The sequence below is a fragment of the Micromonospora sp. NPDC048947 genome, from assembly GCF_040649495.1.
In the GTDB taxonomy this organism is placed as follows: domain Bacteria; phylum Actinomycetota; class Actinomycetes; order Mycobacteriales; family Micromonosporaceae; genus Micromonospora; species Micromonospora alfalfae.
Genome location: NZ_JBEZFO010000023.1, coordinates 52214 through 76930, shown reverse-complemented (window position 1 = coordinate 76930; position 24717 = coordinate 52214). Strand labels below are relative to the sequence as shown.

Genomic DNA, 24717 nt, shown 5'->3' with positions numbered 1-24717 from the left:
TCAGTCGCGGGTCAGCTTGCGGTAGGTCACCCGGTGCGGCCGGGCAGCCTCCGCGCCGAGGCGGTCGATCTTGTTCTTCTCGTACGCCTCGAAGTTGCCCTCGAACCAGAACCACCGGGACGGGTCCTGGTCGTCGCCCTCCCAGGCCAGGATGTGCGTGGCGACCCGGTCCAGGAACATCCGGTCGTGCGAGATGACAACGGCGCAGCCGGGGAACTCCAGCAGCGCGTTCTCCAGGCTGGACAGCGTCTCCACGTCCAGGTCGTTCGTCGGCTCGTCGAGCAGGATGACGTTGCCGCCGATCTTCAGGGTCAACGCCAGGTTGAGCCGGTTGCGCTCACCGCCGGAGAGCACCTTCGTCGGCTTCTGCTGGTCCGGTCCCTTGAAGCCGAACGCGGCGATGTACGCCCGCGACGGCATCTCGACCTTGCCCACCATCAGGTAGTCCAGCCCGTCGGAGACGACCTCCCAGACGGTCTTGTCGCCGTTGAGGCCTTCGCGGTTCTGGTCGACGTACGACAGCGAGACGGTGGGGCCGACCCGGACCTGGCCGCCGGTCGGCTCCTCCAGCCCGACGATGGTCTTGAACAGGGTGGTCTTGCCGACGCCGTTGGGGCCGATGATGCCGACGATGCCGTTGCGCGGCAGCGAGAACGACAGGTTGTCGATCAACAGCCGGTCGCCGAAGCCTTTGCTGAGGTTGACCGCCTCGATCACAGTGCTGCCCAGGCGCGGGCCCGGCGGGATCTGGATCTCCTCGAAGTCGAGCTTGCGGGTCTTCTCCGCCTCGTTGGCCATCTCGTCGTACCGGTCCAGGCGGGCCTTGGACTTGGTCTGCCGGGCCTTGGCGTTGGAGCGGACCCACTCCAGTTCCTCGGTGAGGCGCTTCTTCATCTTGGCGTCGCGGCGACCCTCGACGGCCAGCCGAGCGGCCTTCTTCTCCAGGTAGGTGGAGTAGTTGCCCTCGTAGCCGATGGCCCGGCCGCGGTCGAGCTCCAGGATCCAGCCGGCCACGTTGTCGAGGAAGTACCGGTCGTGGGTGATCGCCATGACGGTGCCGGCGTACTTCGCCAGGTGCTGCTCCAGCCAGGAGACGCTCTCCGCGTCCAGGTGGTTGGTCGGCTCGTCGAGCAGCAGCAGGTCGGGCGCCTCCAGCAGCAGCTTGCAGAGCGCGACCCGGCGACGCTCACCGCCGGAGAGCTGGGTCACGTCGGCGTCCGGAGGCGGGCAGCGCAGCGCGTCCATGGCCAGTTCGAGCTTGGAGTCGACGTCCCAGGCGTCGAGGTGGTCGAGCTCCTCCTGGAGCTTGCCCATCTCCTCCATCAGCTCGTCGGAGTAGTCGGTGGCCATCTGCTCGGCGATCTTGTTGAACCGCTCCAGCTTGGCCTTGGTCTCGGCGACCGCCTCCTCGACGTTGCCGAGCACGGTCTTGGCCTCGTTGAGCGGGGGCTCCTGGGCGAGCATGCCGACGGTGTAGCCGGGCATGAGTCGGGCCTCGCCGTTGCTCGGCTTGTCCAGCCCTGCCATGATCTTGAGCAGGCTGGACTTACCGGCGCCGTTCGGACCGAGCACACCGATCTTGGCTCCCGGCAGGAAGCTCAACGTGACGTTGTCGAGCACGACCTTGTCGCCGTGCGCTTTGCGCGCCTTTTCCAGAACGTAGATGTACTGGGCCACGGTGCGGGCTACCTCCGTCGGTTGCTGTCGCTGATCGGCGGCGCGGCGCGGGCTGCGAGAACCGCCCGCCGCCGCCGGCCGGGAGCCGGCCGCGCGCACGCCATCGTCAATCCTGACAGGTACGGCGCGCTTCGCCCACATCACCCCGCCCCAGGAGTACGTCGGCGAGCCGCTTTGCCGAGGCCGGTATAACTCGCTAGCGTTTTCGTATGACCAAGAAAATCGCTGTCAGCCTGCCGGACGACGTCGCCGACCGCCTGTCGCTGGAGCCGAACGTCTCCGCATTCGTGGCGCGGGCGGTGCGGCGCCAGATGGCGGGCGAGAAGACACGGGAGATGCTCGCCAGCGCGGGCTTCGTGATCACCGATGAGGACATCGCCGAGGCCCACGCGGAGATGGAGCAACTCAGGGCCCGGATCACCCCGGAGCTGCGTGAGCAGGCCGCCCGGCTGCAGGCCGAGGTGCTGGCGGCACGCGCCGGGGGGCGCGTCACACGCGCCAGGGTGCTCGGGTGATCCCCTTCGGTCTGGCGCTGGACACTGCTGCCCTGCTGTCCTTCGCCTCCGGCACCAAGAATGTCGGCAAGAAGATCGCCGAGACCGCCGACTACAGCCAAGAGGTGCTCGTGCCCGCCTTGTGTCTCGCGCACGCACAAGAGCGCGTCGCACCCGCTCAGTGGGAGATGCTCGAACTGCTCGTCGCACTGCCGCACGTGCAGGTCACCTCCGTCGAGGCGAACATGTGCGGCTACCTTGGGGGCTGGTCACGCCGCATGGAGGGTCGGATGGACCTAGCCCAGCTGGCGATGGAGGCCGCCGCCCACCCCCTCGTACCGATCATGACGGATCGGCGGGAGCTGCTCGGCGAGGTACTGCCGAAGGAATGGCCGATCATCGACCTCTGACCGGCGAGCTGTCGACAAGATCACCTTTAGGATTCGGTCGCGCCGAGGCGGGTAGGAGACTCCGGCACGGGGCACAAGACGCCGCAGCTACGCTCAGTACGCTCATCGCGGTGGACCCGTCAGTACCCGGAGGTAGCCGATCGTGACCGTCCGTAGCTCCTTTGTCGTAGTGGCGAACCGTCTGCCGGTCGACGAGGTGAGCACACCCGAGGGTCGGCAGTGGCGACGCAGCCCTGGCGGGCTGGTCACCGCGCTGCATCCCGTACTCGCCGAACACAAGGGCACCTGGGTCGGCTGGGCCGGTGGCACCGGCGCGGCCCCCGAGCCGTTCGACCTGGAGGGGATCCGGCTGCACCCGGTCCCGCTCAGCGCCGAGGAGTTGGAGCGCTACTACGAGGGCCAGTCCAACGCCACGATCTGGCCGCTCTACCACGACGCGGTGGAGACGCCGGCCTACAAGCGCCGGTGGCGGGAGGCGTACCGCCTGGTCAACGCCCGGTTCGCGGAGGCCGCAGCCGACGTGGCGGCCGAGGGCGCGACGGTCTGGGTGCAGGACTACCAGCTCCAGTTGGTGCCGGCGATGCTCCGCGAGCTTCGTCCGGACCTGCGGATCGGGTTCTTCCTGCACATCCCGTTCCCGCCGATCGAGCTGTTCATGCAGATGCCGTTCCGTACCGAGATCCTGCGCGGCCTGCTCGGCGCCGACCTTGTCGGTTTCCAGCAGCGGCTGGCCGCGCAGAACTTCGTCCGGCTGGCCCGGCACCTGCTCGGGCTGCGCTACGAGGGGCAGATGATCCAGGTCGACGGTCGGCAGGTGAAGGCGGGCGCCTTCCCCATCTCGATCGACACCCAGGAGATGGAACGGATGGCCGCCGATCCGGCGATCCAGGCCCGGGCCAAGCAGATTCGCGCCGAGTTGGGCGACCCGAAGACGATAATCCTGGGCGTGGACCGGCTGGACTACACAAAGGGCATCGAGTTGCGGCTCAAGGCCTTCCGGGAGCTGCTGGCTGACGGAAAGTTGACAGTTCCCGACGCGGTCATGGTTCAGGTCGCCACACCCAGCCGCGAGCGCGTGGAGCACTACCAGGCACTACGGGTGAAGGTGGAGCGCGAGGTCGGTCGGATCAACGGCGAGTTCGGCAGGGTCGGCGTGCCGGCGGTCCATTACCTCCATCAGTCGTACAGTCGCAGTGAGCTGGCGGCGATGTACGTTGCTGCCGACGTGATGATGGTGACCCCGCTGCGAGACGGAATGAACCTCGTGGCGAAGGAATACGTAGCATCACGTGCCGACCAGGGTGGCGCGCTCGTACTCAGTGAGTTCGCCGGTGCCGCCACCGAGCTTCGCCAGGCATTTTTGTGTAACCCGCACGACCCGGACGCGGTCAAGGACGCCCTCCTCCGGGCAGTGCACGTGGAGAAAACCGAGGCACGCCGCCGGATGCGGACAATGCAACGTCACCTGCGTACCCACGACGTGGGCCACTGGGCCAAGTCTTTCCTCTCGGAGCTCGGAGTTCCCGAGGCGGAGGCCGAGTGAACACGTCCGTCAATGATGGGGCGGCAAACGCCACCGGGGTCATGGACCCTGAGTTGCGTTCCGCCATCGGCCGGATCGCCCGGGTCCCCCAGCTCCTGGTCGCCTGCGACTATGACGGCACCCTGGCGCCGATCGTGGAGGACCCGAGCACTGCCGTCCCGCTACCCGAGTCGGTGGCAGCGGTCCGCGCGCTCGCCGCGCTGCCGCAGACCACAGTGGCTGTGGTTTCCGGTCGGGCGCTGCGCGACCTGGCCGCGCTCTCGCGGCTGCCCAGCGAGGTGCACCTCGTCGGCAGCCACGGCTCCGAGTTCGACATCGGCTTCGTCGAGCGACTCTCCCCCGAGCTGGTCGCCGTACGGACCCAGGTCCGCAACGCGCTGCGTGAGATCGCCGCCCAGCACCCGGGCATCAGGCTGGAACGCAAACCGGCGAGCGTCGCGATGCACACCCGTGGGGTCGACCCGCAGATCGCCGCCGCCGCCATCGAGGCGGTCCGCAACGGTCCGGCCACCTTCGACGGCGTCACGGTGACCCAGGGCAAGGAGGTCATCGAACTCTCCGTGGTGGCCACCCACAAGGGCACCGCGCTCGACCAGTTGCGGACCCAGCTCGCCTCCAGCGCGGTGCTGTTCATCGGCGACGACATCACCGACGAGAACGGGTTCGCTCACCTGCACGGCCCCGACCTCGGCATCAAGATCGGCCCCGGCGACACCCAGGCCAGCTACCGGGTGGCCGACCCGCTGGAGGCCGCCCGCGCACTGGCGCTGCTGCTGGAGACCCGGCGGCACTGGCTGTTCGGTGAGCGGGCGGTGCCGATCGAACGGCACTCCATGCTGGCCAACGGTCGTACCGTTGCGCTGCTCACCCCCGAGGCCAAGGTGAGCTGGCTCTGCCACCCCAAGCCGGACTCGGCGGCGATCTTCGCCGACCTGGTCGGTGGCAGCCCGGCCGGCCACTTCAGCGTCGCACCGGAACGTGGCGGCATCCCGCTGGGCCAGCGCTACCGCTCCGGCACGATGACAGTGGAGACCCGCTGGTCCGGGCTCACCGTCACCGACTGGCTGGACAAGCCCGCCCGGGAGACCACCCCGGACGACAGCCCGGCGGTCATCACCGGCGACTCGACACTGGTCCGGGTGCTCACCGGCAGCGGCAAGGCCAAGGTGGAGTTCGCGCCGAGGCCCGAGTTCGGCCAGGTGGCCGTCCAGTTGCAGCCGCTCGGCGACGGTCTGCTGGTGCTGGGCTCCAACGAACCGGTGGCGCTCTACGCCCCCGGTGTGCAGTGGGAGGTCGGCAACGACGGAGGGTACGAGACCGCCAAGGCGATCGTCGACCTCTCCGCCGCCGGTGGGCAGGTCGTGCTGGAGCTGCGCTTCGGCACGCACAGCCTGGAGCACCACCGGGTGCCGATCCACGAGCGGCAGGCCGCCGCCGAGCAGCCGTGGAAGGACTGGGTCGCCTCGCTGCGGCTGCCGTCCACCGCCCGTGACCTGGTCGCGCGCAGCGCCCTCACCCTGCGCGGGCTCTGCCACGAAGCCACCGGCTCGATCCTGGCCGCAGCGACCACCTCGCTCCCCGAGGAGCTGGGCGGCGTCCGCAACTGGGACTACCGCTACTGCTGGCTGCGCGACGCGGCGCTGACCGCCCGCGCACTTGTCGACCTGGGTTCCGTCGAGGAGGCCGAGGCGCTGCTGCGCTGGGTGGACGGCTGTATCGAGCGCACCGGCGGGCACCCGGAGCGACTGCACCCGCTCTACACCATCGACGGCTACGAGCTGGGCGCCGAGGCGGTCATCGACACGCTGCCCGGGTACGCCGGCTCCCGGCCGGTCCGGGTCGGCAACCTCGCCAACCACCAGTTGCAGCTGGACGTCTTCGGCCCGATCGCCGACCTGATCGCGGCCGTCGCCGACGCTCGCGGTTCGGTGCGCGACGACGAGTGGCGGGTCCTGGAGAACATGGTCGAGGCGGTCCGCCGCCGCTGGCACGAGCCCGACCACGGCATCTGGGAGGCCCGGCTGCCACCTCGGCACCACGTCTTCTCCAAGGTGATGTGCTGGATGACGGTCGACCGCGCGCTGCACGTGATGCGCGAGCACGGCGGCGAGGACCGGCCCGAGTGGAAGGACCTGCGCGACCGGATCGGCGCCAACGTGCTGGAGCACGGCTGGCACTCCGACGTCGAGGCGTACAGCGTCGCGTACGGGGACGAGGACATGGACGCCTCGTCGCTCTGGATCGGCCTCTCCGGCCTGCTCCCGGGCGACGACCCGCGCTTCCTGTCCACCGTCCTGCGGATCGAGGCGGACCTGCGCAGCGGCCCGGTCGTCTACCGCTACCACTGGGACGACGGCCTGCCCGGCCGCGAGGGCGGTTTCCACATCTGCACGGCGTGGCTGATCGAGGCGTACCTGCGCACCGGCCGCCGCACCGACGCCGAGGAACTGTTCGCGCAGATGGTGCTGACCGCCGGCCCAACCGGGCTGCTCCCCGAGCAGTACGACCCGCTCGCGGAGCGCGGCCTCGGCAACCACCCGCAGGCGTACAGCCACCTCGGGCTGATCCGCTGTGCCCTGCTGCTGGACAACATGCTCAAGCAGTAGTCGACCGACAGACCACGACGGGCCGGAGCAGCGCTGCTCCGGCCCGTCGTCTGTGCCGGCACCTCGACGCGGTTTCGGGGACACCGACCCGCTTCCTCGGGCCACACCGCCAATGTTCTGACCGGCGCGTCGCCGGAGTTCACCGCCGCGCTCCGTCGCCTCAGCCGTCGAGCGCGCCCACCACGTCGCCCACCACCACGACGGCGGGCGGGCGCAGGTCGGCCGTGAGCGCGTCGGCGGCCACCTCGCCCAGCGTGGAGCGCAGCACCCGCTGAGTGCCCGTCGTGGCTTCCTGGACGACGGCGGCCGGTGTCTGCGGCGACCGACCGTGGGCGATCAGGGTGGCAGTGATGGCGGCTAGGTTCTTCAACCCCATCAGGATCACCAGGGTGCCGTGCAGACCGGCGAGGGCGTCCCAGCGCACCAGCGAAGCTGCAGCGTCGGGTGCCAGGTGCCCGGAGACCACAGTGAACTCGTGCGCCACCCCCCGATGGGTGACCGGGATGCCGGCCGCGGCCGGCGCGGCGATCGAGCTGGTCACGCCGGGCACCACCGTCACCGGCACACCGGCGGCGGCGCAGGCCAGCAACTCCTCACCGCCGCGCCCGAAGACGTACGGGTCACCGCCCTTGAGCCGCACCACGAAGGCGCCGGCGAGGGCCCGGTCGACAAGGATCTGGTTGATCTCCTCCTGAGCCCGGGACGGGCCGTAGGGAATCTTCGAGGCGTCCACCAGCTCGACGTCCGGGCGCAGCTCGTCGAGGAGCAGCCCGGGTACCAGCCGGTCGGCGACCACCACGTCGGCCTCGGTGAGCAGCCGCCAGCCCTTCACCGTGATCAGTTCCGGGTCCCCCGGCCCCGCCCCGACCAGCGCCACCCGCCCGGTCTGCCGTCCGCCGGTCGTCCCGGTGGAAGCGTCGGGCCGGCCAGCGATCCCGTCCGGTGCCACGCGCACGGCGAGGAGGTCGCGGATGGCGTCGCGGACCGTCATCGCCCGGCGCGGGTCGCCGCCGCCGAGCACCGCCACGGTGACCGGGCCGTGCCGGGTCACGGCCGGGGTCCAGGCGGTGGCGGCCGTCCGGTCGTCGGCCCGGACACAGAAGATCCGCCGCTCGGCGGCGACGGCGCTGACCGAGGCCGCCGCCATCGGGTCGTCGACAGCGACCTGGACCAGCCAGGCGCCGTCCAGGTCCTCGGGCACGAACCGGCGCGGCACCCAGTGCAGCCGACCCGCGTCGGCCCGGGCGCGCAACGCCGGAGTCAGCTCCGGGGCCACCAGCAGGACATCCGCACCGGCGTCCAGCAGCGCGGGTACGCGCCGGGTGGCGACCGCGCCGCCACCCACCACGACCACCCGCCGCCCGTGCAGCCGCAAACCAAGGGGGTACGGGTTGGAGCTCACGCCGCACCACCGGGGCGCACGGCTCGTTCGCTGCACGTGCTCACTTCTCGACCACCCCGGCCGAGTCGAAGGTGGCCACCTCGTGCAGCACCCGGACCGCGCCGGTGACCACTGGCAACGCCAGCAGCGCGCCGGTGCCCTCGCCGAGGCGCAGCCCCAGGTCGATCAGCGGGTCGAGGCCGAGGTGGCGCAGCGCGACGGTGGCACCGGGCTCGGCCGAGCGGTGGCCGGCGACCATGGCGCAGACCGCTGCCGGGGCGAACGCGGCGGCGGCGAGCGCTGCCGAGACCGCGATCACGCCGTCCAGCAGCACCGGCGTGCGGCGTGCGGCAGCCCCCAGGATCAGCCCGGCCAGGGCGGCGTGCTCCAGACCACCGACGGCGGCCAGCACGCCCAGCGGGTCGGCCGGGTCGGGGGTGTGCCGGGCCAGCGCGGCCCGCACCACGGCCACCTTGCGCGCGTACGTCGGGTCGTCGACCCCGGTGCCCCGACCGGTGGTGTCGAGCGGGTCGGCGCCGGTGAACGCGGCGATCAGCACGGCGGCCGGGGTGGTGTTGCCGATGCCCATGTCCCCGGTGAGCAGGATGCCGGCGCCGGCGTCGATCAGCTCGTCGGCGATCCGGATGCCGGTCTGCACCGCCGCCAGCGCCTCGTCCCGGGTCAGCGCGGCGGTCGCGGTGAGGTCGCGGGTGCCCCGGCGGACGGTCGCGGCAACCAGCCGAGGCACGGCCGGGTCGCGCACCGCCGGCTCGGCGGCAGGTTCGGTGGGCAGCGGGGTGGCCACGCCGACGTCGACCACTGTGACCGAGGCGCCGGCCTGTCGGGCGAACGCGTTGACCACCGCTCCACCGGCCAGGAAGTTGCCGATCATCTGCGCGGTGACCTCCTGCGGCCAGGGGCTCACCCCCTGGGCGTGCACACCATGGTCGCCGGCGAAGATCGCCACCGCGGCCGGTTCGGGCAGCGGTGGTGGGCAGACCCCGGCCAGGCCGGCGAGGCGTACCGAAAGCTCCTCCAGCGCGCCCAGCGATCCCGCCGGCTTGGTCAGCCGGCCGTGCAGCTCCCGGGCGGCGGCCATGGCCGCTTCGTCCGCCGGGCGGATCGCCGCGACAGTGGTCTCCAGCATCATGCCTCCATGGTCTCGCGCAGCACGTCGATGAACGCGTCGGTGGTGTTTCGGTCGCGTACCGCCACCCGCAGCCAGTCCGGGCCGAGGCCGGGGAATGTGTCGCCGCGGCGCACCGCCCAGCCGCGCTCGCGCAGGGCGGCCCGGATCGCTGTCGCGCCCGGCAGGTGCAGCAGGACGAACGCGCTGGCGGGCCGACCGACGACGCGTACACCGGGCAGTTCGGCGAGGCGCGCGACCAGGTGCTCGCGGTCGGCGGCGAGGTCGGCGGCGATCGCGCGTTCGGCCTGGACCGCGACGGCGCTGGCGCAGGCCGACGCTGCCGCCAGCGCGGGCGTGGAAACGGCCCAGAGGGGTTGGACGGCGGCCAGCCGGGACAGCAGCTCCGCGTCGCCGAGCAGGTAGCCGATCCGCAGCCCGGCCAGGCCCCACGTCTTGGTGAGGCTGCGCACCACGAGCAGCCCGGGCAGGTCGCGGCGTTCGGCCAGCGACTCCGGTTCGCCGGGTTGCCCGGAGGCGATTGTGGTATCGGCGAACGCCTCGTCGACCACCAGCACCCGGCCGGGGCGGGCCAGCGCGGCCACCGTCTGGGCGGGGTGCAGCACCGACGTCGGATTCGTCGGGTTGCCGATCATCACGAGGTCGGCGTCGGCGGGCACCCGGGACGGGTCGAGCCGGAAGTCGTCGGCGGCGTCGAGCAGGACCCGCTCGACCGGGTGTCCGGCGGCCCGCAGCGCCGCCTCCGGCTCGGTGAACTGGGGGTGCACCACAACGGGGCGACGAACGCCGCGCAGCGCCTGGGCGATCAGCACGAACCCCTCGGCGGCGCCGGCGGTGAGCAGCACCTCGTTCGGGTGACGGCGGTGCCGGGCGGCGACCGCCGCCCGGGCCGGCGCCGGGTCCGGATAGCGGGCCAGGTCGGTCAGGGTCGCGGCGATCGGGTCGGCCAGCCAGGCGGGCGGTCGCGCCCGACGGACATTGACGGCGAGGTCGATCAGACCGGCTGTCGCCTCGGCGTCGCCGTGGTGGGCGAGGTCCGGATCGCCCTCAGCGGGTGGGGCGACAGCGCTCGGCTGATCAGACATGTCCGCGATCCTGCCGGGAAGGTGGCCGGCGGGACAGTCCATCCCAGCGTAAGCCGCGTCACCACTCGCCGGTTTAAGAGTTCTTCTCATGTACGAATCGGAAATGTCATAACTTGACCAGGTGAGCAACCGACCCCTTGCTGCCGCTGGTCGACTCGTCCCTCTCCTCCGCGCCGGACTGATCGCCGGAATCGTGATCGCCGCCGCCGCCTATCCACTGGTCGCCCTCACCGGGCTCGGCGCGAAGGCCACCGCGCACGCCGTGGACCAGAAGACCCGGGTGCTGAAGACCGCCCTGCCCGCCGAGACCTCGTACGTCTACGGCCCGGACGGCAAGACCGTGCTGACCATGTTCTACGAGGAGTACCGGCAGTACACCAAGCTGTCGGACATGTCGCCGAACATCCAGCAGGCGATCGTCGCCGCCGAGGACTCCCGCTTCTACCAGCACCACGGCGTCGACCCGAAGGGCGTGGCCCGGGCCTTCGTCTCCAACGCCCGCTCCGGCGGCTCCCAGGGTGCCTCGACGCTGACCATGCAGTACGTCCGGATGGCACTGCGGGACAGCGCGACCACGCCCAAGGAGGTCCAGGAAGCCACCCAGCAGACCAGCCTGCGCAAGGTCAAGGAGATGCGGATGGCGCTGGACCTGGAGAAGGAGATCAGCAAGGAACAGATCATGGAGCGCTACCTGAACTCGGCGTACTTCGGGCACCGGGCGTACGGCATCTACGCCGCCAGCGAGATCTTCTTCTCCAAGACCCCGAAGGACCTCACCCCGGTCGAGGCAGCCACCCTCGCCGGACTGGTCAAGTCCCCCTCGGAGTACGACCCGGCCGACTCCGACCAGAAGGAGGCCACCGGGCGGCGCAACTACGTGCTGGACCGGATGAGCCAACTCGGCTACCTCTCCCCCGACTCGGCCGCCGCCGCCAAGTCCGAACCGATCCGGCTCAAGCTGACCACCCCACCGCACGACTGCGCCGCAGTGGCGGAAAAGTACAACAGCTGGGGCTTCGCCTGCGACTACCTGAAGAACTGGTGGAGCGCCCAGCCCGCGTTCGGGGCGAACCGGCTGGAACGGATGGACAACCTGCGCCGGGGCGGCTACCGCATCGTGCTCAGCCTCGACCCGAAGATCCAGGAGGCCGCGGAGAAGAGCGTGGGCGCCAAGGAGGCCACCGGCAGCCCGTTCGCCAACGGCATCGTGGTGTCCGAGCCGGGCACCGGGCGGGTGAAGGCCATGGCGGTGAACCGGACGTACTCGCTGGACCTGGCCGAGAACCCGCAGAGCTCCAACCCGGAGGCCGGGCCGAAGGTGAAGGCCAACTACCCGAACACCGTGGCACCACTGCTCGGCGGCGGTGACCTGGCCGGCTACCAGGCCGGGTCGACGTTCAAGATGTTCCCGATGCTGGCCGCGCTGGACTCGGGGATGACCCTCTCCACCTCGTTCAACGCCCCATACCGCTACCGCTCCGAGGTCTACGACGGCTGGGCGCCCTCCAACGCCAGCGGCGCCATGACCGGTCAGCAGACCATGTGGTCCGGCTTCGGCAAATCGGTGAACACGTACTTCGTCTGGCTGGAGGAGAAGGTCGGCGCGGACCGGGCGGTCCGGTTGGCCGAACAGCTCGGGCTGCGGTGGCGCACCGACGTCGACCGGGACCACGCCTCCCCGGACAAGGCGAAGAAGTGGGGTGCCTTCACCCTGGGCGTCTCCGACGCCACCCCACTGGAGATGGCGAACGCGTACGCCGCCATCGCCGCCGACGGCCGCTACTGCGAGTCCATCCCCGTACAAGCGATCATGAACCGGGACGGCACGCCCGCCACCTACGCCACCCCGGGCGGCCTGCACCGTGAGGTGGCCAAGCCCCGCTGCCGGCAGGTGGTGAGCGCGGACGCAGCACGGGCGGCCACCGACGCGGCCCGCTGCCCGACCGGAGACACCCCGGCGCGCGGCAGCTGCGGCGGCTGGTCCACCGCCGACAGCGTGCGGGGCACCGTCGGACGCCCGGTGGCCGGCAAGACCGGTACGACCGACAGCACCCGGTCGGCCTGGTTCGTGGGCTACACCCCGGAGTTGGCTGCGGCGAGCTTCATCTCCGACCCGGACAACCCGTTCAACGCTGTCGGTGACGGGCAGTCCCAGATCCCGATCAAGGCGGTTTCGGAGACCCTGCGCGACGGCCTGAAAGGCACCCCGACCCGCCAGTTCACCCCACCGTCGGACGCCATCGTCGGCTGACCGGCGCAGGGCTCAGCGCAGGTCGGCCGCGACGAACGACCACAGCTCCAGATCCACCCGACCGCCGCTGACGAACCCGGCGTTGCGCAGCAGACCCTCGTAGCTGAACCCGGCCTTCTCGGCGACCCTGCGCGAGGCCAGGTTGCCGGGAGCCACCCGCAACTCGACCCGCTGGAAGCCGTGCTCCAGGATCAGCGCGATGGCCACCGCGTCGACCGCCTCGGCGGCGAAGCCGAAGCCCCGCGCGTGCGCCGCCATCGCGTAGGAGATCTCGGTGAGGCGGGCGCCCCAGTCGGTGCGCCGGGTCCACAGCGAGCCCACCACCTGGTCGTCCTCCCGCCGGAGCACCGCGTAGTGGTCACCCTCCCCACTGTCGCGCCGCTGCCGGGCCAGATCGGTGCACCAGGCCAGCCCGTCGATCGGGCCGGAGTCGTCGGGCAGCGGCAGCCACCGCCGGGTCAGCTTGTCGGCGAAGATCTCCCCGGCCGCCGCCGCGTCAGCCGCCGTGAGCTGACGCACCTCGGTACGCGGAGTGGAGACGGTCAACGCCGGGAATCGGCGCACCGCCACCTGACCGATCACACCGACACCTCGCCCGACTGCGCGGGTACCACCTCGCTCGTCGGGTCGGCCGCCGCCGCGGCGACCAACCGGGCCGCCGTCTCCGGATGGCTCGCCCAGTGCAGTGTGAGCTGCGAGGCGTGCACGTTGCGCCAGACGAAGCCCTCCGGCGCGCCGCCGTCCCAGCTCCACGCCGGGCGCTGACCGGCGCGGGGAGTGAGCACCGCACGGTGTGCCTTGTGCCCGACCAGCACCGTGCCGGTGGCGGCGACCACGCTGTCGGTCTGGGCGGTCGCCTCCCGGTAGCCGGCCACCACACCGTCGCGGCTGACGCCGACAGCGTCCAGGACACCGCACATCGGCAGCCCGTCCAACTCCCGGGCCAGCCAGAGCAACCCGGCGCCCTCGGCGATCACCGGACGCCCGGTCCGCGCCAACTCGGCCACCGCGATGCAGAGCCGCCGGTTGGCAGACAACTGCTCGGCGTACGCCTCGGGCAGCGCGCCGCCGACGACCAGCGCGCGGGTCCCGACCGGCAGCGCCTCGTCGCGCAGCGGGTCGACGACGACGACCTCGGCGCCGGCGGCCCGGAGCAACTCGGTGGTCTCCGGGTGGCTGAAGCTGCCGCCCGGCCCACCGGCCACCGCCACCAGTGGGCGGTTCGCCGGGGGTGTGAACGTGCCGAGGGCCTCCTCGGGAGACCAGGCCGGCGCCGGCAGCGGCGGGGCGGAGCGGGCCAGCCCGAGCAGCCGTTCCAGATCGACAGTGGCGGCGACGGCCTCGCCCAGCCGGCGGACCGCGCGGACCGCGTCGGCCGAGTCGTCGACCACAGGTGCCACCCCGTGCCGCCGCGACGGCAGCACAGCCGGCAGGTCCTGTCGACGCAGCGCGCCGTAGACCGGCACCCCCACGTCGTCCAGCGCCTCGCGCAGCATCCCCTCGTGCCGCGACGAGGCCACCCGGTTGAGGATCACCCCGCCGAGCCACAACTGCTCGTCGTACGAGCGGAAACCGTGCACCAGGGCCGCCACCGACTGACCCATCGCGGCCACGTCGACAACGAGCACGACAGGGCTGCGCAGCGCGGCGGCCGCAGCGGCGGTGGACTCCTGCTCGGGGCGGCCACCGACCGAGTCGTACAACCCCATGCTGCCCTGCACCACTGCCAGCCCGGCACCGGCGGCACCGTGCGCCACCAGCGGGGCGAGCCGGTCGAGGCCGACCAGTCGGGGGTCGATCACCCGACCCGGCCGACCGGAGGCGAGGCCGAGGTAGGCGGCGTCGACGTGGTCCGGCCCGAGCTTGAACCCGGCGACGTCGACCCCTCGCTCGGCCAGGGCGGCGAGCAGCCCGATCGCCAGCGCGTTCTTACCGTGCCCGGAGGACGGCGCGCTGAGCACCAGGCGCGGCACGACGGTCATCATCGACTCCTCGCGAGCGGCGGCGGGTACGCGACGGGACGGCCAAGGCCGATCCGTCGGCGTGACGATACCCGCCCGGCTGAAGGCGCGAGCACCGCCAACCGGGGTGGGCGGCCCGGCCCTGGCAGCGCCCCGGAGCATCCGCCCGGCCCGGTCCGGCCCGGTCCAGGTCAGTGGCGCCGGTCATACGAGTAGCCTCGGTCCCGTGTACCGGTTCCTGCTGAGCCCACGCTGGCTGGGCGCCCTCGCGCTGACCCTGGTCGCGGCCGCCGTCATGGTGTTCCTCGGCAACTGGCAGCTGGACCGCTACCGGGGGCGCACCGAGGTCAACGAACGGATCGACGCGGGCCAGCGGATGGCTCCCGTGCCGATCGCCGACGCGCTGCGCGCCCCCAGCAGCGGCGGGGGGACGGCCGGTCCGGCCCCCGCCGAGGACAAGGTCTGGACCCGGGTCACAGTCACCGGCCGGTACGACCCCACGAACACAGTGCTGGTCCGTGGCCGGACGGTGGACAGCCGGGTCGGTTTCGAGGTGCTCACCCCGCTGGTGCTCGCCGACGGCACGGCGCTGCTGGTGGACCGGGGCTGGATCCCGCCGGCACCCGGTGGGGCGACCGCTAAGCCGTCGGTCCCGGCCGCGCCGACCGGCGACGTGACTGTGGTCGGCCGGGTGCATGAGACCGAGAGCGGCGCCGGCGCGGTGACCCGACGCGACGGGCTGTTGGAGATCCGGCGGATCGGGGTGTCGCGGCTGGCCGGCGAGCTTCCCTACCCGGTCTACGGTGCGTATCTGCTGCTCGACGAGCAGACCCCGGCGGCAGATCCGGTGTTCAAGGCGGTCCCGGTCGGGCACGCCAACAACTGGCAGAACTTCGGCTACGTCGTGCAGTGGTGGCTGTTCGCGGTGATGGCCCTCTTCGGTTATGGCTGGGTGGCCCGTCGGGAGGCCCGCCGGGCCGCCGGCATCGGCACCACCCCGGCTTCCCTGGACCGGGCCGCCGAGCCGACGCCGACCGCTTCCGCCTGACCCCGCTCGGTCAGCCGGTCACGCGGCCGGCGTGGATGGCGCGGACCGCGTCGATGGTGTCCGCCTCCGCTGCGGACTTGTCGTCGCGATAGCGCACCACCCGGGCGAACCGCAGCGCCATCCCACCGGGATAGCGCGAACTCGTCTGCACCCCGTCGAAGGCGATCTCCACCACCTGCTCGGGCCGGACCCGGACCACCCAGTCGCCGCGTTCCACGGCGAGGCCGAGGAACCGTTCGGTCTGCCACCGCAGCAGCTCGTCGGTGAGCCCCTTGAACGTCTTGCCGAGCATCACGAAGTCACCGGTGCGCGCGTCACGCGCACCCAGGTGCAGGTTGGACAGCCAGCCCTTGCGTCGGCCGCTGCCCCACTCGACGGCGAGCACCACCAGGTCGAGGGTGTGCCGCGGTTTCACCTTGACCCAGGCGGCACCGCGCCGGCCGGCGTCGTAGGGGGCGTCCGGCGCCTTGATCACCACGCCCTCCTGCCCGGCGTCGAGCGCTGCGGCGAACGCGGCGGCGGCCTGCTCCGGGCCGTCGACCTCCATCCGACCGACAAGCAGCGACGAATCCACCGAACCGGCGAGGGCGGCCCACCGCTCCCGGCCGGGGCTGTCGATCAGATCCTGGCCGTCGAGGTGCAGCAGGTCGAAGAAGTACGGGGTGAGCACCGTCGCGCCGGTGCTGGCAGCCGCCGCGAGCACCGCCGGAGCGACAGGTGTGCGCCCGGTGGTGCTGGGGGTGGTGCGTCGGGCTGCCCGGCTCGACGTCTGCTGGAACGGCAGTGGGCGGCCGGTCTCGTCCAGGCCGATGGCCTCGCCGTCGAGGACCAACTCCCGGCCCGGCAGGGCACGGACCGCGGCGACCACCTCGGGCACCCGGGTGGTGATCTCGTCGAGGCTGCGGGTGAACACGGCGATGTCGGTGCCGGAGCGGTGCACCTGGATGCGGATGCCGTCGAGCTTCACGTCGACCACCGCCGGCGTGCCGGTAGCGGCCAGCGCCTCGTCGACCGAGGGGGCGCTCTGCGCGAGCATCGGCGCCAGCGGGCGGCCGACCTGGAGACCGAACCCGGCCAACGCGGCGGCCCCTCCGGCCAGCGCGGCCACCGCCACGGCCCGGAGATCACCGGCGAGCAGCAGCGCCCGGCGGACCGCCGCCACCGGCACCTCGGCGGCCCGGGCCACCGCGTCCGCGAGGAGACCGGCCTGGGCGCCCTGCCGTAGCTCGCCACTGAACAGGCCGGTGAGCAGCCGCTGCTCGTCGGCCGTCGCCGCCGCGTAGAGGGCGCCGAGCAGCGCCCGACGCCGAGCCTGTGAACCCGAGCCGTGCACCGCGGCGATCTGCGCGATTGCCGCGTCGACGGCGGCCACCGTCAACGTTGGCTCGGCGGCCGGTGGCGGCAGGTCACGCAGGCTCGCGTAGCCGACCCCGGTCTGCCGTTGGCGCAGCTCACCGGCGAGATAGCCGGCACCGGGCTCGACCTCGCCGGGGTCGAGCCGACGCAGCGCGTCAGCGAGCAGCTCCACCTTGGCCCGTCGGCCGCTGGTGGCGCCGACGGCGGCGGAGGTGGCTGCCAGATCGAGGAACCGCACGCAGCTCATCCTGCCAGTCACCTCCGACACCGCCCGGGCATTGCCGTGCCCGGGCGGTGTCGGCAGGGTGCCGCCCACTCACGCGGACGACGGTTCAGGCGGAGACGGGTTCCTCGATGCGCAGACCTCGGGCGCGGACCTCACCGGCGACCCGGGAGAGCACCGAGTCGAGGGCGACCAGTGCGGCGGAGAGCTCACCGAGCTGTTCGTTGAGCGTGTCCTCGGACCACGCGGAGACATCGACATCTCCCAGCGCGCTGACAGCGGCCCCCAACCGGGCCATCACCTCGTTCGTACTCATGTACGAAAGGCTATAACAGCCGACCATCCGACACGCCGTAAACTCCTAGATCAGGCCCAAAGTTGCCGTTCTGACACCTAACTGCTCACCGCCGCCACGTTGCGCAGAAGCAGCGCCTCGGCGAGGCAGACCCGGGCGAACTCACCAAGGTGCAGGCTCTCGTTCGGGCCGTGCGCACGGGCGTGCGGGTCCTCCACGCCGGTCACCAGGATCGCCGCCTTCGGGAACATCTCCTGGAAGGTGGCGATGAACGGAATCGAACCGCCGATGCCGACGTCCACCGGGTCGGTGCCGTCCCAGGCGGTCCGGAAGGCCGAACGGGCGGCGTCGAACATCGGCCCGGACGTGTCGATCACGCACGGGTCACCGTCGTGTTCGATGGTGACAGTCACCTGCGCGCCCCACGGCGCGTGCTGCTCCAGGTGCGCACGCACCGCCGCGTACGCCCGCTTGGGGTCGTCGCCCGGAGCGAGGCGGACGCTGAGCTTCGCCTTCGCGGCCGGGACCAGGGCGTTCGGCGCCTCGCCGGTGGACGGCGCGTCGACACCGAGAATGGCCAGCGCCGGCTTGGTCCAGAGTCGGTCGGTGATCCGGCCGGTGCCGATGAACTGCACGCCGTCGGCGAGCCCGGCCTCGGCCCGGAATCGGTCCTCCGGATAGTCGACGGTGGCGCCCTCCCGGCCGACCAGGCCGTCCACCGCCACGTCACCGGCGTCGTCGTGCAGCGTCGCCAACAGCCGGACCAGCGCGGTGAGCGCGTCCGGCACGGCGCCACCGAACATGCCGCTGTGCACCGCGTGGTCCAGCGTGCGCACCTCGACGAAGCAGTTGACGATGCCCCGCAGCGAGGTGGTCAACGCCGGTACGCCGATGTCCCAGTTGGCGGAGTCGGCGATCACGATGACGTCAGAGGTGATCTCGTCGCGGTGCTCGACCAGCAGTTGCTCCAGCGAGTCGGAGCCATACTCCTCCTCGCCCTCGATGAAGAGGACCACGCCGACCGGCAGCGCGTCACCGTACGCGCGCAGCGCCGCCACGTGCGCCATGACGCCGGCCTTGTCGTCGGCCGCGCCCCGGGCGTAGAGCCGGCCGTCGCGTTCCACCGGCTCGAACGGGTCGGACTCCCACAGCGATCGGTCGCCGACCGGCTGGACGTCGTGGTGGGCGTAGAGCAGCACGGTGGGCGCGCCGGGCGGGGCGGCCCGACGGCCGATCACCGCCGGCTGGCCGCCGGATCGCACGATGTCGACGTCCAGGCCACAGCCGCGCAGCAGCTCGGCGACCGCCTCGGCCGAGCGTTCCACGTGCGAGTGGTCGAAGCCGTCGAAGGCGATGCCGGGGATGCGGACGAGGCGCTCCAGGTCGGCTCGGACGCCGGGCATCTCCCGCTCGACGGCGGCCCGCACCTCGGACTCGGACATGATCGGTGAGGTCATGACCGGCATCGTATGCCGGCCTTACCGGGGCGTGTCGGCGGAGCCCGTGCCGTCACCGCTGTCAGCGGGGCCGGTGCCGGCCCGCGCGCCCGGGGCGGCCCGCCCGGCGCGGTGTGCGCGGCCCGCCGCCTCGGTGGCGGCGTCCATCCAGGAACGGGCCCGACCGGCGGTGCCGCCCACCCACTCGCCGACGTCACTCGCGCCGTCGCCGAGCCGGCGCAGCAACCCGACCAGCGGGTCGGTCGACCGGCTGAACTCCTCCCGGTACGACTCGGCAGCCGCCTTGATCTCCTCCGACACGCTTGTCGAGCTGTCATCCGCGCGGCGCGGGTAGTCCCCCGCCAGCACCCGCCCGTACTCCCCGGAGTCGATCCACTGGCGCAGCGACGCCGCCCGCGCAACCGGCACCGGGTGGGTGCTCCACGCTGTCATCCTGATCTTGTGCAGGCTGTCGCGCAGGTCGCCGCCACCGGCGTACTCGGCGGCCTGCTCCAGGAAGGCGGTGGTGTCGACCTGGGACAGGTCACCGCCGCCGGCGAGCTTCATCAGCAGCCGCAGCGCGGCGCCCGGGTCCTGCCCGGCGAGCAGCCCGGCCCGGTCGGCGGAGAGTTCCGCCTTGCGCCACCACTCCAGCATCGCCGCGATGATGGCGCGCAGCGCGATCGCGCCGACCGGCAACCAGCTCAGGTTGGCCGCCCACCGGGTGAGAATCATGAGCATGGTCTTGTAGACCGCGTGCCCGCTGCCCACGTGCCCCAACTCGTGGCCGAGCAGGCAGCGCAGCTCGTCCTCGTCGAGTTGCTGCACGCAGGCGGAGTTCAGCACGATGAACGGCCGCTCCAACCCGACCGCCTCGGCGCCCAACCAGGGCGACTGCGTCACGTACAGCTCGGGCAGTTCGGCGACGTCGAGCGCCGCCGCGGCCTCGGTGTAGCGCTGCCACACCGCCGGGTACTGCCTGTGGTCGACCCGGATGCCGGAGGCGAGCACGGACAGCCGGAAACCCCGCTCGTTCCACATCCCGAAGAACGCCCGCAGCACGTCGTCGAAACCGCGCAGTTCCCGCAGCGCGACCAGGGCACCCCGGTCGGCCGGATGCTCCCAGGCCCGCGAGCTGATGCCGGTGAGGGTGATCCGACGCCGCGCTGGCGCGTCCGCTGCCGTCATTGTGGCTCCCCGTTCGCCGTGGCTCTCCGCATCGTGCCGCAGTCGGTGGCCCACGTCCATGCCCCGCTCATCGGAGCCGCACGTAGTACCGATCCGCGTCGTACGGCAGTGTCGGCGCGCCATCCACTACCAGGTCGGCGTGGACAGCGGTCTCGTCGACGGCGAAGTGCGCCCGCTCCCCGTCATGCCAGCGGCGCAGCTCGGGCAGGATCTCCGGGCCGTCCCGGGCGACAGCGCGAGCCAGCCGCAGCGACGCGGGCGCGGTGACGAACACGGCCAGCGTCAGCTCCGGCCGGACGACCGCCCGGGCGGCGCTGACCCCCTCGACCACCAGCACCGGAGCCACCGGCACCGGAACCGGCCGGGGCAGGAAGCACCGCCGGACCCAGCTGTACCGCCGGTAGGCGCCCGGCTCCCCGTTACGCAGCGGGCCGAGCACCCCCTCGTCGAGCCGGGGCCAGAAGGTGACCTGGTCGTCCCACCCGTCGAGCAGGTCGTCGGTGTGCACCACCGGCGGTCGGCCGCCGAGCGGCCCCGCCAGGGCATCCGCGAGCTGCGCGGCGAACCGGCTCTTACCAGCGCCACTCGGCCCGTCCACAGCGACGAGCCGGGTCCGCCCCAACCGCGCCGGGCCCGCGAGCACCCGACGAGCCAGTTCGGCGTACGCCTCGACAACCGCCACCGTCGGTCCGACAGTTCCCGGGTTCAGCGCAGCCTCCCGTGGTGCATGACCGAAGTATGCCGCCACCGCTGGTGGCAGGGTGATCGACTCGGCTTCGTCGACGCCCCTGTCGGCGGGACCACAGTTGTCGGCGACCGTGTCGATCATGCCGATTGGTGGGCCGGTGTTGGTCAGCCTGACACGTCCGGCTGACCGCCCCGGCCGGCCACCGTCACGTCCGGGGGAATTGGGGCGGCGACGGGTGACGGGCGGCCCGTTCGCCGCCCGGGGTGCCAGCGAATCGGCATGATCGGGTGGTGCTCCGAGACGTGATGAGCCCCGGTATAGACGCCCTACTCGAACAGGCCCGCGCCGGGCTGCACCGACTGACTCCGCAGCAGACCGTCGAGGCGGTCCGCAGCGGCGCGTTGCTGGTCGACACCCGTACCGAACTGCAGCGCCGCGAACAGGGCGACCTGCCCGGGGCGGTCGTCATCGACCGGACCGTACTCGAGTGGCGCCTCGATCCGGCCAGCGCCTGGCGGATCCCGGAAGCCACCGGGTACGACCGGGAGATCATCCTGGTGTGCCGACAGGGCTACAGCTCCAGCCTGGCCGCAGCCAGCCTGCAGACCCTCGGGCTGCGCCGGGCCACCGACATGATCGGCGGCGTGGACGCCTGGCTCGCCGCCGGCCTGCCCACCACCGACCGTCCCGCCGACATCCGCCCCTGACTCCCCCGACCTCGCCCCGCAGGTTCCATTCCGGGGCGGTCGGACTGCGCAAGATCGTGCTCGAACCAGGAAACAGGCCTCTCCTCGCGCGGACAAGGCCCCTGAAACAAGGATCGAGCACGATCATGCGGAAGTGGTGGCCCCGGCGGACCCCAACAGGCGGCCCGACAGGCGGCCCGACAGGCGCGCGGTAGAGAGCATTCTCCCTGCCCGTGGCGCGGCCTCCGCCCCACGCTCCGCATGGGACGGTGGACCGGCCAAGAGGGTCAGGTCGGGGCGCCGGGTGGGATGAAGGGGAGGTCGGCGGGTGGACCGGCTTCGATGAGACGCCAGAGGGCATCGGTGTCCAGGTGTTCCTCGACCAGGTCGCCGAGCAGGTCGAGTGAGCGTTCCCGGGCGGCGGCGAAGCTGGTGGCCGGTGCCACCCGGAACCCACTGCGACCGGCCAGGCGAGCAGCCTCGGTGAGGAACCAGCGGCGGAACTCGTCGGACTCGAACGCCCCGTGCCAGTGCGTGCCGTGCACCACGCCGAGCACGGCACCCTCTCCGACACCGTCGTCGCTGGTCAGCAGCGAGGTCAGGCTCGGGTCGGCCTGTGAGACGTACCCGTGGTGGATCTCGTAGCCGCGCACCGGGAGGCCACCGTGGCCGGTGCCCACCGACTGGCGGACGGTCTTGCGCGGGTCGAAGGTGATGTCCATGGGCAGCAGACCGAGCCCCGGCACGCTGCCCTGCCGGCTCTCCACCGGATCGTGGATGGCGCGGCCGAGCATCTGGAAGCCGCCGCAGAGACCGAGCAGGGGCTTGCCGGCCGCCACATGGGTGGCTACCGCGTCGGCGAGACCCGTTTCGCGCAGCCACCCGAGGTCGGCGACCGTGGATTTGGAGCCGGGTAGGACGACCAGGTCGGCGGCGGCCAGTTCGGCCGGTTCGATGGTGAGGCGTACCCGGACGCCCGGCTCGGTGGCGAGCGCCTCCACGTCGGTGGCGTTGCTGATCCGGGGTAGCCGGACGACCGCCACGTCCAGCCATTCACTGCCGTGCGGGGCGGCGGGCCGGCCGAGCACCCGACCGTAGGCGAGTGAGTCCTCCGCGTCGAGCCACAGGTCCAGTGCCCAGGGCAGCACCCCGTACGTGGGGCGGCCGGTGACCTGACGCAACATGTCCAGACCCGGCTGGAGCAGCCCAAGGTCGCCCCGGAACTTGTTGATCACGAATCCGGCGATCAGCGCCTGGTCGGCCGGGTCGAGCAGGGCCACGGTGCCGAACATCGAGGCGAAGACACCGCCCCGGTCGATGTCGCCGACGACGATGGTGGGCAGGTTGGCGTGCCGGGCCAACCCCATGTTGACGTAGTCACCGGCCCGAAGGTTGATCTCCGCGGGGCTGCCGGCACCCTCGCAGATCACCACGTCGTACGCCTCGCGTAGCTCGGCCAGTGCGGCGTACGCCGTCTCGGCGAGCCGGGGACGTAGCTGCCGGAAGGTGCCCGCGGTGATGGTGTCGACCGCCTCGCCCAGCAGTACCACCTGACTGGCCAGGTCGCTGCTCGGCTTGAGCAGCACCGGGTTGAACCGCAGGTCGGGTGCGATCCCGCACGCCGCGGCCTGCATGGCCTGGGCGCGTCCGATCTCGCCGCCGCGCCCGTCCGGCCCGACGACCACCGCCGAGTTGTTCGACATGTTCTGCGCCTTGTACGGCGCCACCTTCACGCCCTGCCGGTGCAGCCAACGACAGATGCCGGCGGTGAGCACGCTCTTGCCGGCATCGGACGTCGTACCGGCCACCAGCAGCCCGCCGCTCACCTCCCACTCCCCCGCCGCACCCCGAAGCCCCCGGCCACCCCGGCAGCCCTGCCCATACCGACGCCCCGCAGCCCATGCTCACCGGCACTGCCCAGCCGCTGGGCCCCGGCCACGCCGCCCAGCCCGCGCCCGCCGGCCGCACCTGCCGGCCCTCGCCGGCCCACGGCACCGATCAGCGCACGCCTGCTCACCGCGCCAACCAGCCGGCCGAGTGTCACGGGGTACGCGGCGGCCAACCCGACGGCGGCCAGCCCCACCGCGCCGGAGATCCGGGCGGCCCGCTTCAGGTGCCGCGCCTCCGGGCGGGGACCGTCGCCGAGGAACGGCCGCACCTCGGAGCGCCCGAAGTAGACGTTGCGACCACCGAGGCGGACCCCGAGCGCACCGGCCATCGCCGCCTCGCACTGACCGGCGTTGGGGCTGGGGTGGTCGTTGCGGTCCCGCCGCCACACCTGCCAGGCGCGCCGCCGGTCCCCGTGCGCGACCGGCGCGACGGCGATGGTGAGCAGCCCGGTCAGCCGGGACGGCACGAGGTTGAGCGCGTCGTCCAGCCGAGCGGCCGGCGTGCCGAACCGCGCGTAGCGCGTCGACCGGTGCCCGACCATCGCGTCGAGCGTGTTCGCCGCTCGGTAGCCCAGCAGCCCGGGCAGACCAGCGACCGCACCCCAGAGCAGCGGTGCGACCACCGCGTCGGAGGTGTTCTCCGCGACCGACTCGACTGTGGCACGGGCCAGCTCCGACTCGCCCAACGTCGACGGGTCCCGCCCGCAGAGGTGACCGAGGCGTCGCCGGGCTGCGGGCAGGTCGCCGTCACGCAACGTACGACCCATGACTGTCGCCTCGTGTCGTAGCGTGCGGCCACCCAACACGGCCCACGTGCCGGCCGCCACCAGCACCGCCCGGGTCACCGGCCGGTGCCGGGTAGCCACCGCGGCGACCGCCCCGAGCAACACCGGCCCGCCCACGGCCAGCGCGGTGAATGCCGTGCCCGCCGTTCGGTCCGGGCGGTAGAGGCGGCGCTCCAGCGCGCCCGCTGCCTGCCCGAAACCGGCCACCGGGTGCCACCGGCGGGGGTCGCCGAGCGCCCTGTCCAGCGCATACCCGGCCAACAGCCCCACCGCGTTCGCCATCGGCGCTGTCCGTCGCACCCGCACCACCTCCGGCCGGCCAGCCTAGACGAGCACTCCGTGAACCGGCCCAATCCACTGTCGCGCACCAGCAACGAGAATCCGTGGAGTGGACAGGTAGGCCAACCTGCTGACGCCCGTCACGCGGGGTGACGACGCTTACCGCGCCGCCACCCCGCCCCCGTCGTGCCGCACCGCACCACGCCGCACCGCACCACGCCGCACCGCACCACGCCGGGCGGTGCCGGGCCAAGCGGTGCCGGGCCAAGCGGTGCCGGGCCAAGCGGTG

General features: G+C 72.3%; 19 protein-coding genes and 1 pseudogene. 7 read left to right on the top strand and 13 right to left on the bottom strand.

Annotated elements, in window-relative coordinates; genetic code table 11:
- Positions 1–1677, bottom strand: coding sequence for an energy-dependent translational throttle protein EttA (ettA, locus tag AB0B98_RS27910; RefSeq protein ID WP_179783536.1), 1677 nt, complete (start codon positions 1675–1677; stop codon positions 1–3).
- Between the two features lie 209 nt (positions 1678–1886).
- Here ettA and AB0B98_RS27905 point away from each other — a divergent pair, with 209 nt between their 5' ends.
- The 4 genes from AB0B98_RS27905 (at position 1887) to otsB (ending at position 6730) form a co-directional block, all read left to right on the top strand.
- Positions 1887–2192, top strand: a complete 306-nt coding sequence (locus AB0B98_RS27905; protein ID WP_282257038.1) for a hypothetical protein — start codon at positions 1887–1889, stop codon at positions 2190–2192.
- Entirely contained in the window at positions 2189–2581 is a 393-nt protein-coding gene (locus tag AB0B98_RS27900; RefSeq protein ID WP_357366477.1) for a hypothetical protein, read from the top strand. Before AB0B98_RS27905 ends, AB0B98_RS27900 begins: the two co-directional genes overlap by 4 nt.
- Before the next feature lie 142 nt (positions 2582–2723).
- Complete coding sequence (locus tag AB0B98_RS27895) at positions 2724–4124, top strand: trehalose-6-phosphate synthase (RefSeq protein WP_030333449.1); 1401 nt, start codon at positions 2724–2726, stop codon at positions 4122–4124.
- A gap of 41 nt (positions 4125–4165) precedes the next feature.
- On the top strand, positions 4166–6730 hold the full coding sequence (gene otsB, locus AB0B98_RS27890) for a trehalose-phosphatase (protein ID WP_238669082.1): 2565 nt from the start codon (positions 4166–4168) through the stop codon (positions 6728–6730).
- Between the two features lie 160 nt (positions 6731–6890).
- On the opposite strand, the gene cobA is transcribed toward otsB, so the two are convergent.
- The 3 genes from cobA to cobC are packed head-to-tail and all read right to left on the bottom strand — an operon-like array spanning position 6891 to position 10343.
- Positions 6891–8132: a uroporphyrinogen-III C-methyltransferase gene (gene cobA / locus AB0B98_RS27885; RefSeq protein ID WP_357366475.1), complete on the bottom strand. Its 1242-nt coding sequence runs from the start codon at positions 8130–8132 to the stop codon at positions 6891–6893.
- Between the two features lie 40 nt (positions 8133–8172).
- Positions 8173–9258, bottom strand: a complete 1086-nt coding sequence (cobT, locus tag AB0B98_RS27880) for a nicotinate-nucleotide--dimethylbenzimidazole phosphoribosyltransferase (RefSeq protein WP_357366541.1) — start codon at positions 9256–9258, stop codon at positions 8173–8175.
- Complete coding sequence (gene cobC / locus AB0B98_RS27875; RefSeq protein ID WP_238669070.1) at positions 9258–10343, bottom strand: Rv2231c family pyridoxal phosphate-dependent protein CobC; 1086 nt, start codon at positions 10341–10343, stop codon at positions 9258–9260. Before cobC ends, cobT begins: the two co-directional genes overlap by 1 nt.
- A gap of 121 nt (positions 10344–10464) precedes the next feature.
- Here cobC and AB0B98_RS27870 point away from each other — a divergent pair, with 121 nt between their 5' ends.
- Positions 10465–12594 carry a transglycosylase domain-containing protein gene (locus AB0B98_RS27870; protein ID WP_238669071.1) on the top strand — a complete coding sequence of 710 codons (2130 nt, stop codon included), beginning with the start codon at positions 10465–10467 and terminating at the stop codon, positions 12592–12594.
- Between the two features lie 12 nt (positions 12595–12606).
- On the opposite strand, the gene AB0B98_RS27865 is transcribed toward AB0B98_RS27870, so the two are convergent.
- Together AB0B98_RS27865 and AB0B98_RS27860 are read right to left on the bottom strand one after the other, a co-directional pair.
- Positions 12607–13176 carry a GNAT family protein gene (locus tag AB0B98_RS27865; RefSeq protein WP_091405515.1) on the bottom strand — a complete coding sequence of 190 codons (570 nt, stop codon included), beginning with the start codon at positions 13174–13176 and terminating at the stop codon, positions 12607–12609.
- On the bottom strand, positions 13173–14576 hold the full coding sequence (locus AB0B98_RS27860) for a cobyrinate a,c-diamide synthase (RefSeq protein ID WP_357366473.1): 1404 nt from the start codon (positions 14574–14576) through the stop codon (positions 13173–13175). The genes AB0B98_RS27865 and AB0B98_RS27860 overlap by 4 nt, the downstream gene beginning before the upstream one ends.
- Positions 14577–14781: 205 nt before the next feature.
- On the opposite strand from AB0B98_RS27860, the gene AB0B98_RS27855 reads away from it, so the two are divergent.
- Positions 14782–15603, top strand: coding sequence for an SURF1 family protein (locus AB0B98_RS27855; RefSeq protein ID WP_357366471.1), 822 nt, complete (start codon positions 14782–14784; stop codon positions 15601–15603).
- Between the two features lie 10 nt (positions 15604–15613).
- Here the strand turns inward: AB0B98_RS27855 and AB0B98_RS27850 are convergent, their stop codons facing one another.
- From AB0B98_RS27850 to AB0B98_RS27830, 5 genes are all read right to left on the bottom strand, one after another.
- Positions 15614–17206, bottom strand: coding sequence for an ATP-dependent DNA ligase (locus AB0B98_RS27850; protein ID WP_357366469.1), 1593 nt, complete (start codon positions 17204–17206; stop codon positions 15614–15616).
- A gap of 85 nt (positions 17207–17291) precedes the next feature.
- A complete protein-coding gene (locus AB0B98_RS27845) occupies positions 17292–17498 on the bottom strand; it encodes a hypothetical protein (protein ID WP_030333429.1) in 207 nt (68 codons plus the stop codon).
- Between the two features lie 77 nt (positions 17499–17575).
- Positions 17576–18919 (bottom strand): dipeptidase, encoded by a 1344-nt coding sequence (locus tag AB0B98_RS27840; RefSeq protein ID WP_357366539.1) that lies wholly within the window; start codon positions 18917–18919, stop codon positions 17576–17578.
- 36 nt (positions 18920–18955) lie between these two features.
- Complete coding sequence (locus tag AB0B98_RS27835) at positions 18956–20101, bottom strand: M48 family metallopeptidase (protein WP_357366466.1); 1146 nt, start codon at positions 20099–20101, stop codon at positions 18956–18958.
- Positions 20102–20168: 67 nt separating this feature from the next.
- Positions 20169–20930, bottom strand: coding sequence for a hypothetical protein (locus AB0B98_RS27830; RefSeq protein ID WP_357366465.1), 762 nt, complete (start codon positions 20928–20930; stop codon positions 20169–20171).
- 164 nt (positions 20931–21094) lie between these two features.
- On the opposite strand from AB0B98_RS27830, the gene AB0B98_RS27825 reads away from it, so the two are divergent.
- Complete coding sequence (locus AB0B98_RS27825) at positions 21095–21496, top strand: rhodanese-like domain-containing protein (protein ID WP_357366538.1); 402 nt, start codon at positions 21095–21097, stop codon at positions 21494–21496.
- 266 nt (positions 21497–21762) lie between these two features.
- Here AB0B98_RS27825 and AB0B98_RS27820 read toward each other — a convergent pair whose 3' ends face one another.
- Positions 21763–23301 carry a cobyric acid synthase gene (locus AB0B98_RS27820; RefSeq protein WP_357366463.1) on the bottom strand — a complete coding sequence of 513 codons (1539 nt, stop codon included), beginning with the start codon at positions 23299–23301 and terminating at the stop codon, positions 21763–21765.
- A gap of 191 nt (positions 23302–23492) precedes the next feature.
- Positions 23493–24431 (bottom strand): annotated as a pseudogene (locus AB0B98_RS27815) (cobalamin biosynthesis protein); the annotation flags it as partial.
- Between the last annotated feature and the right edge of the window lie 286 nt (positions 24432–24717).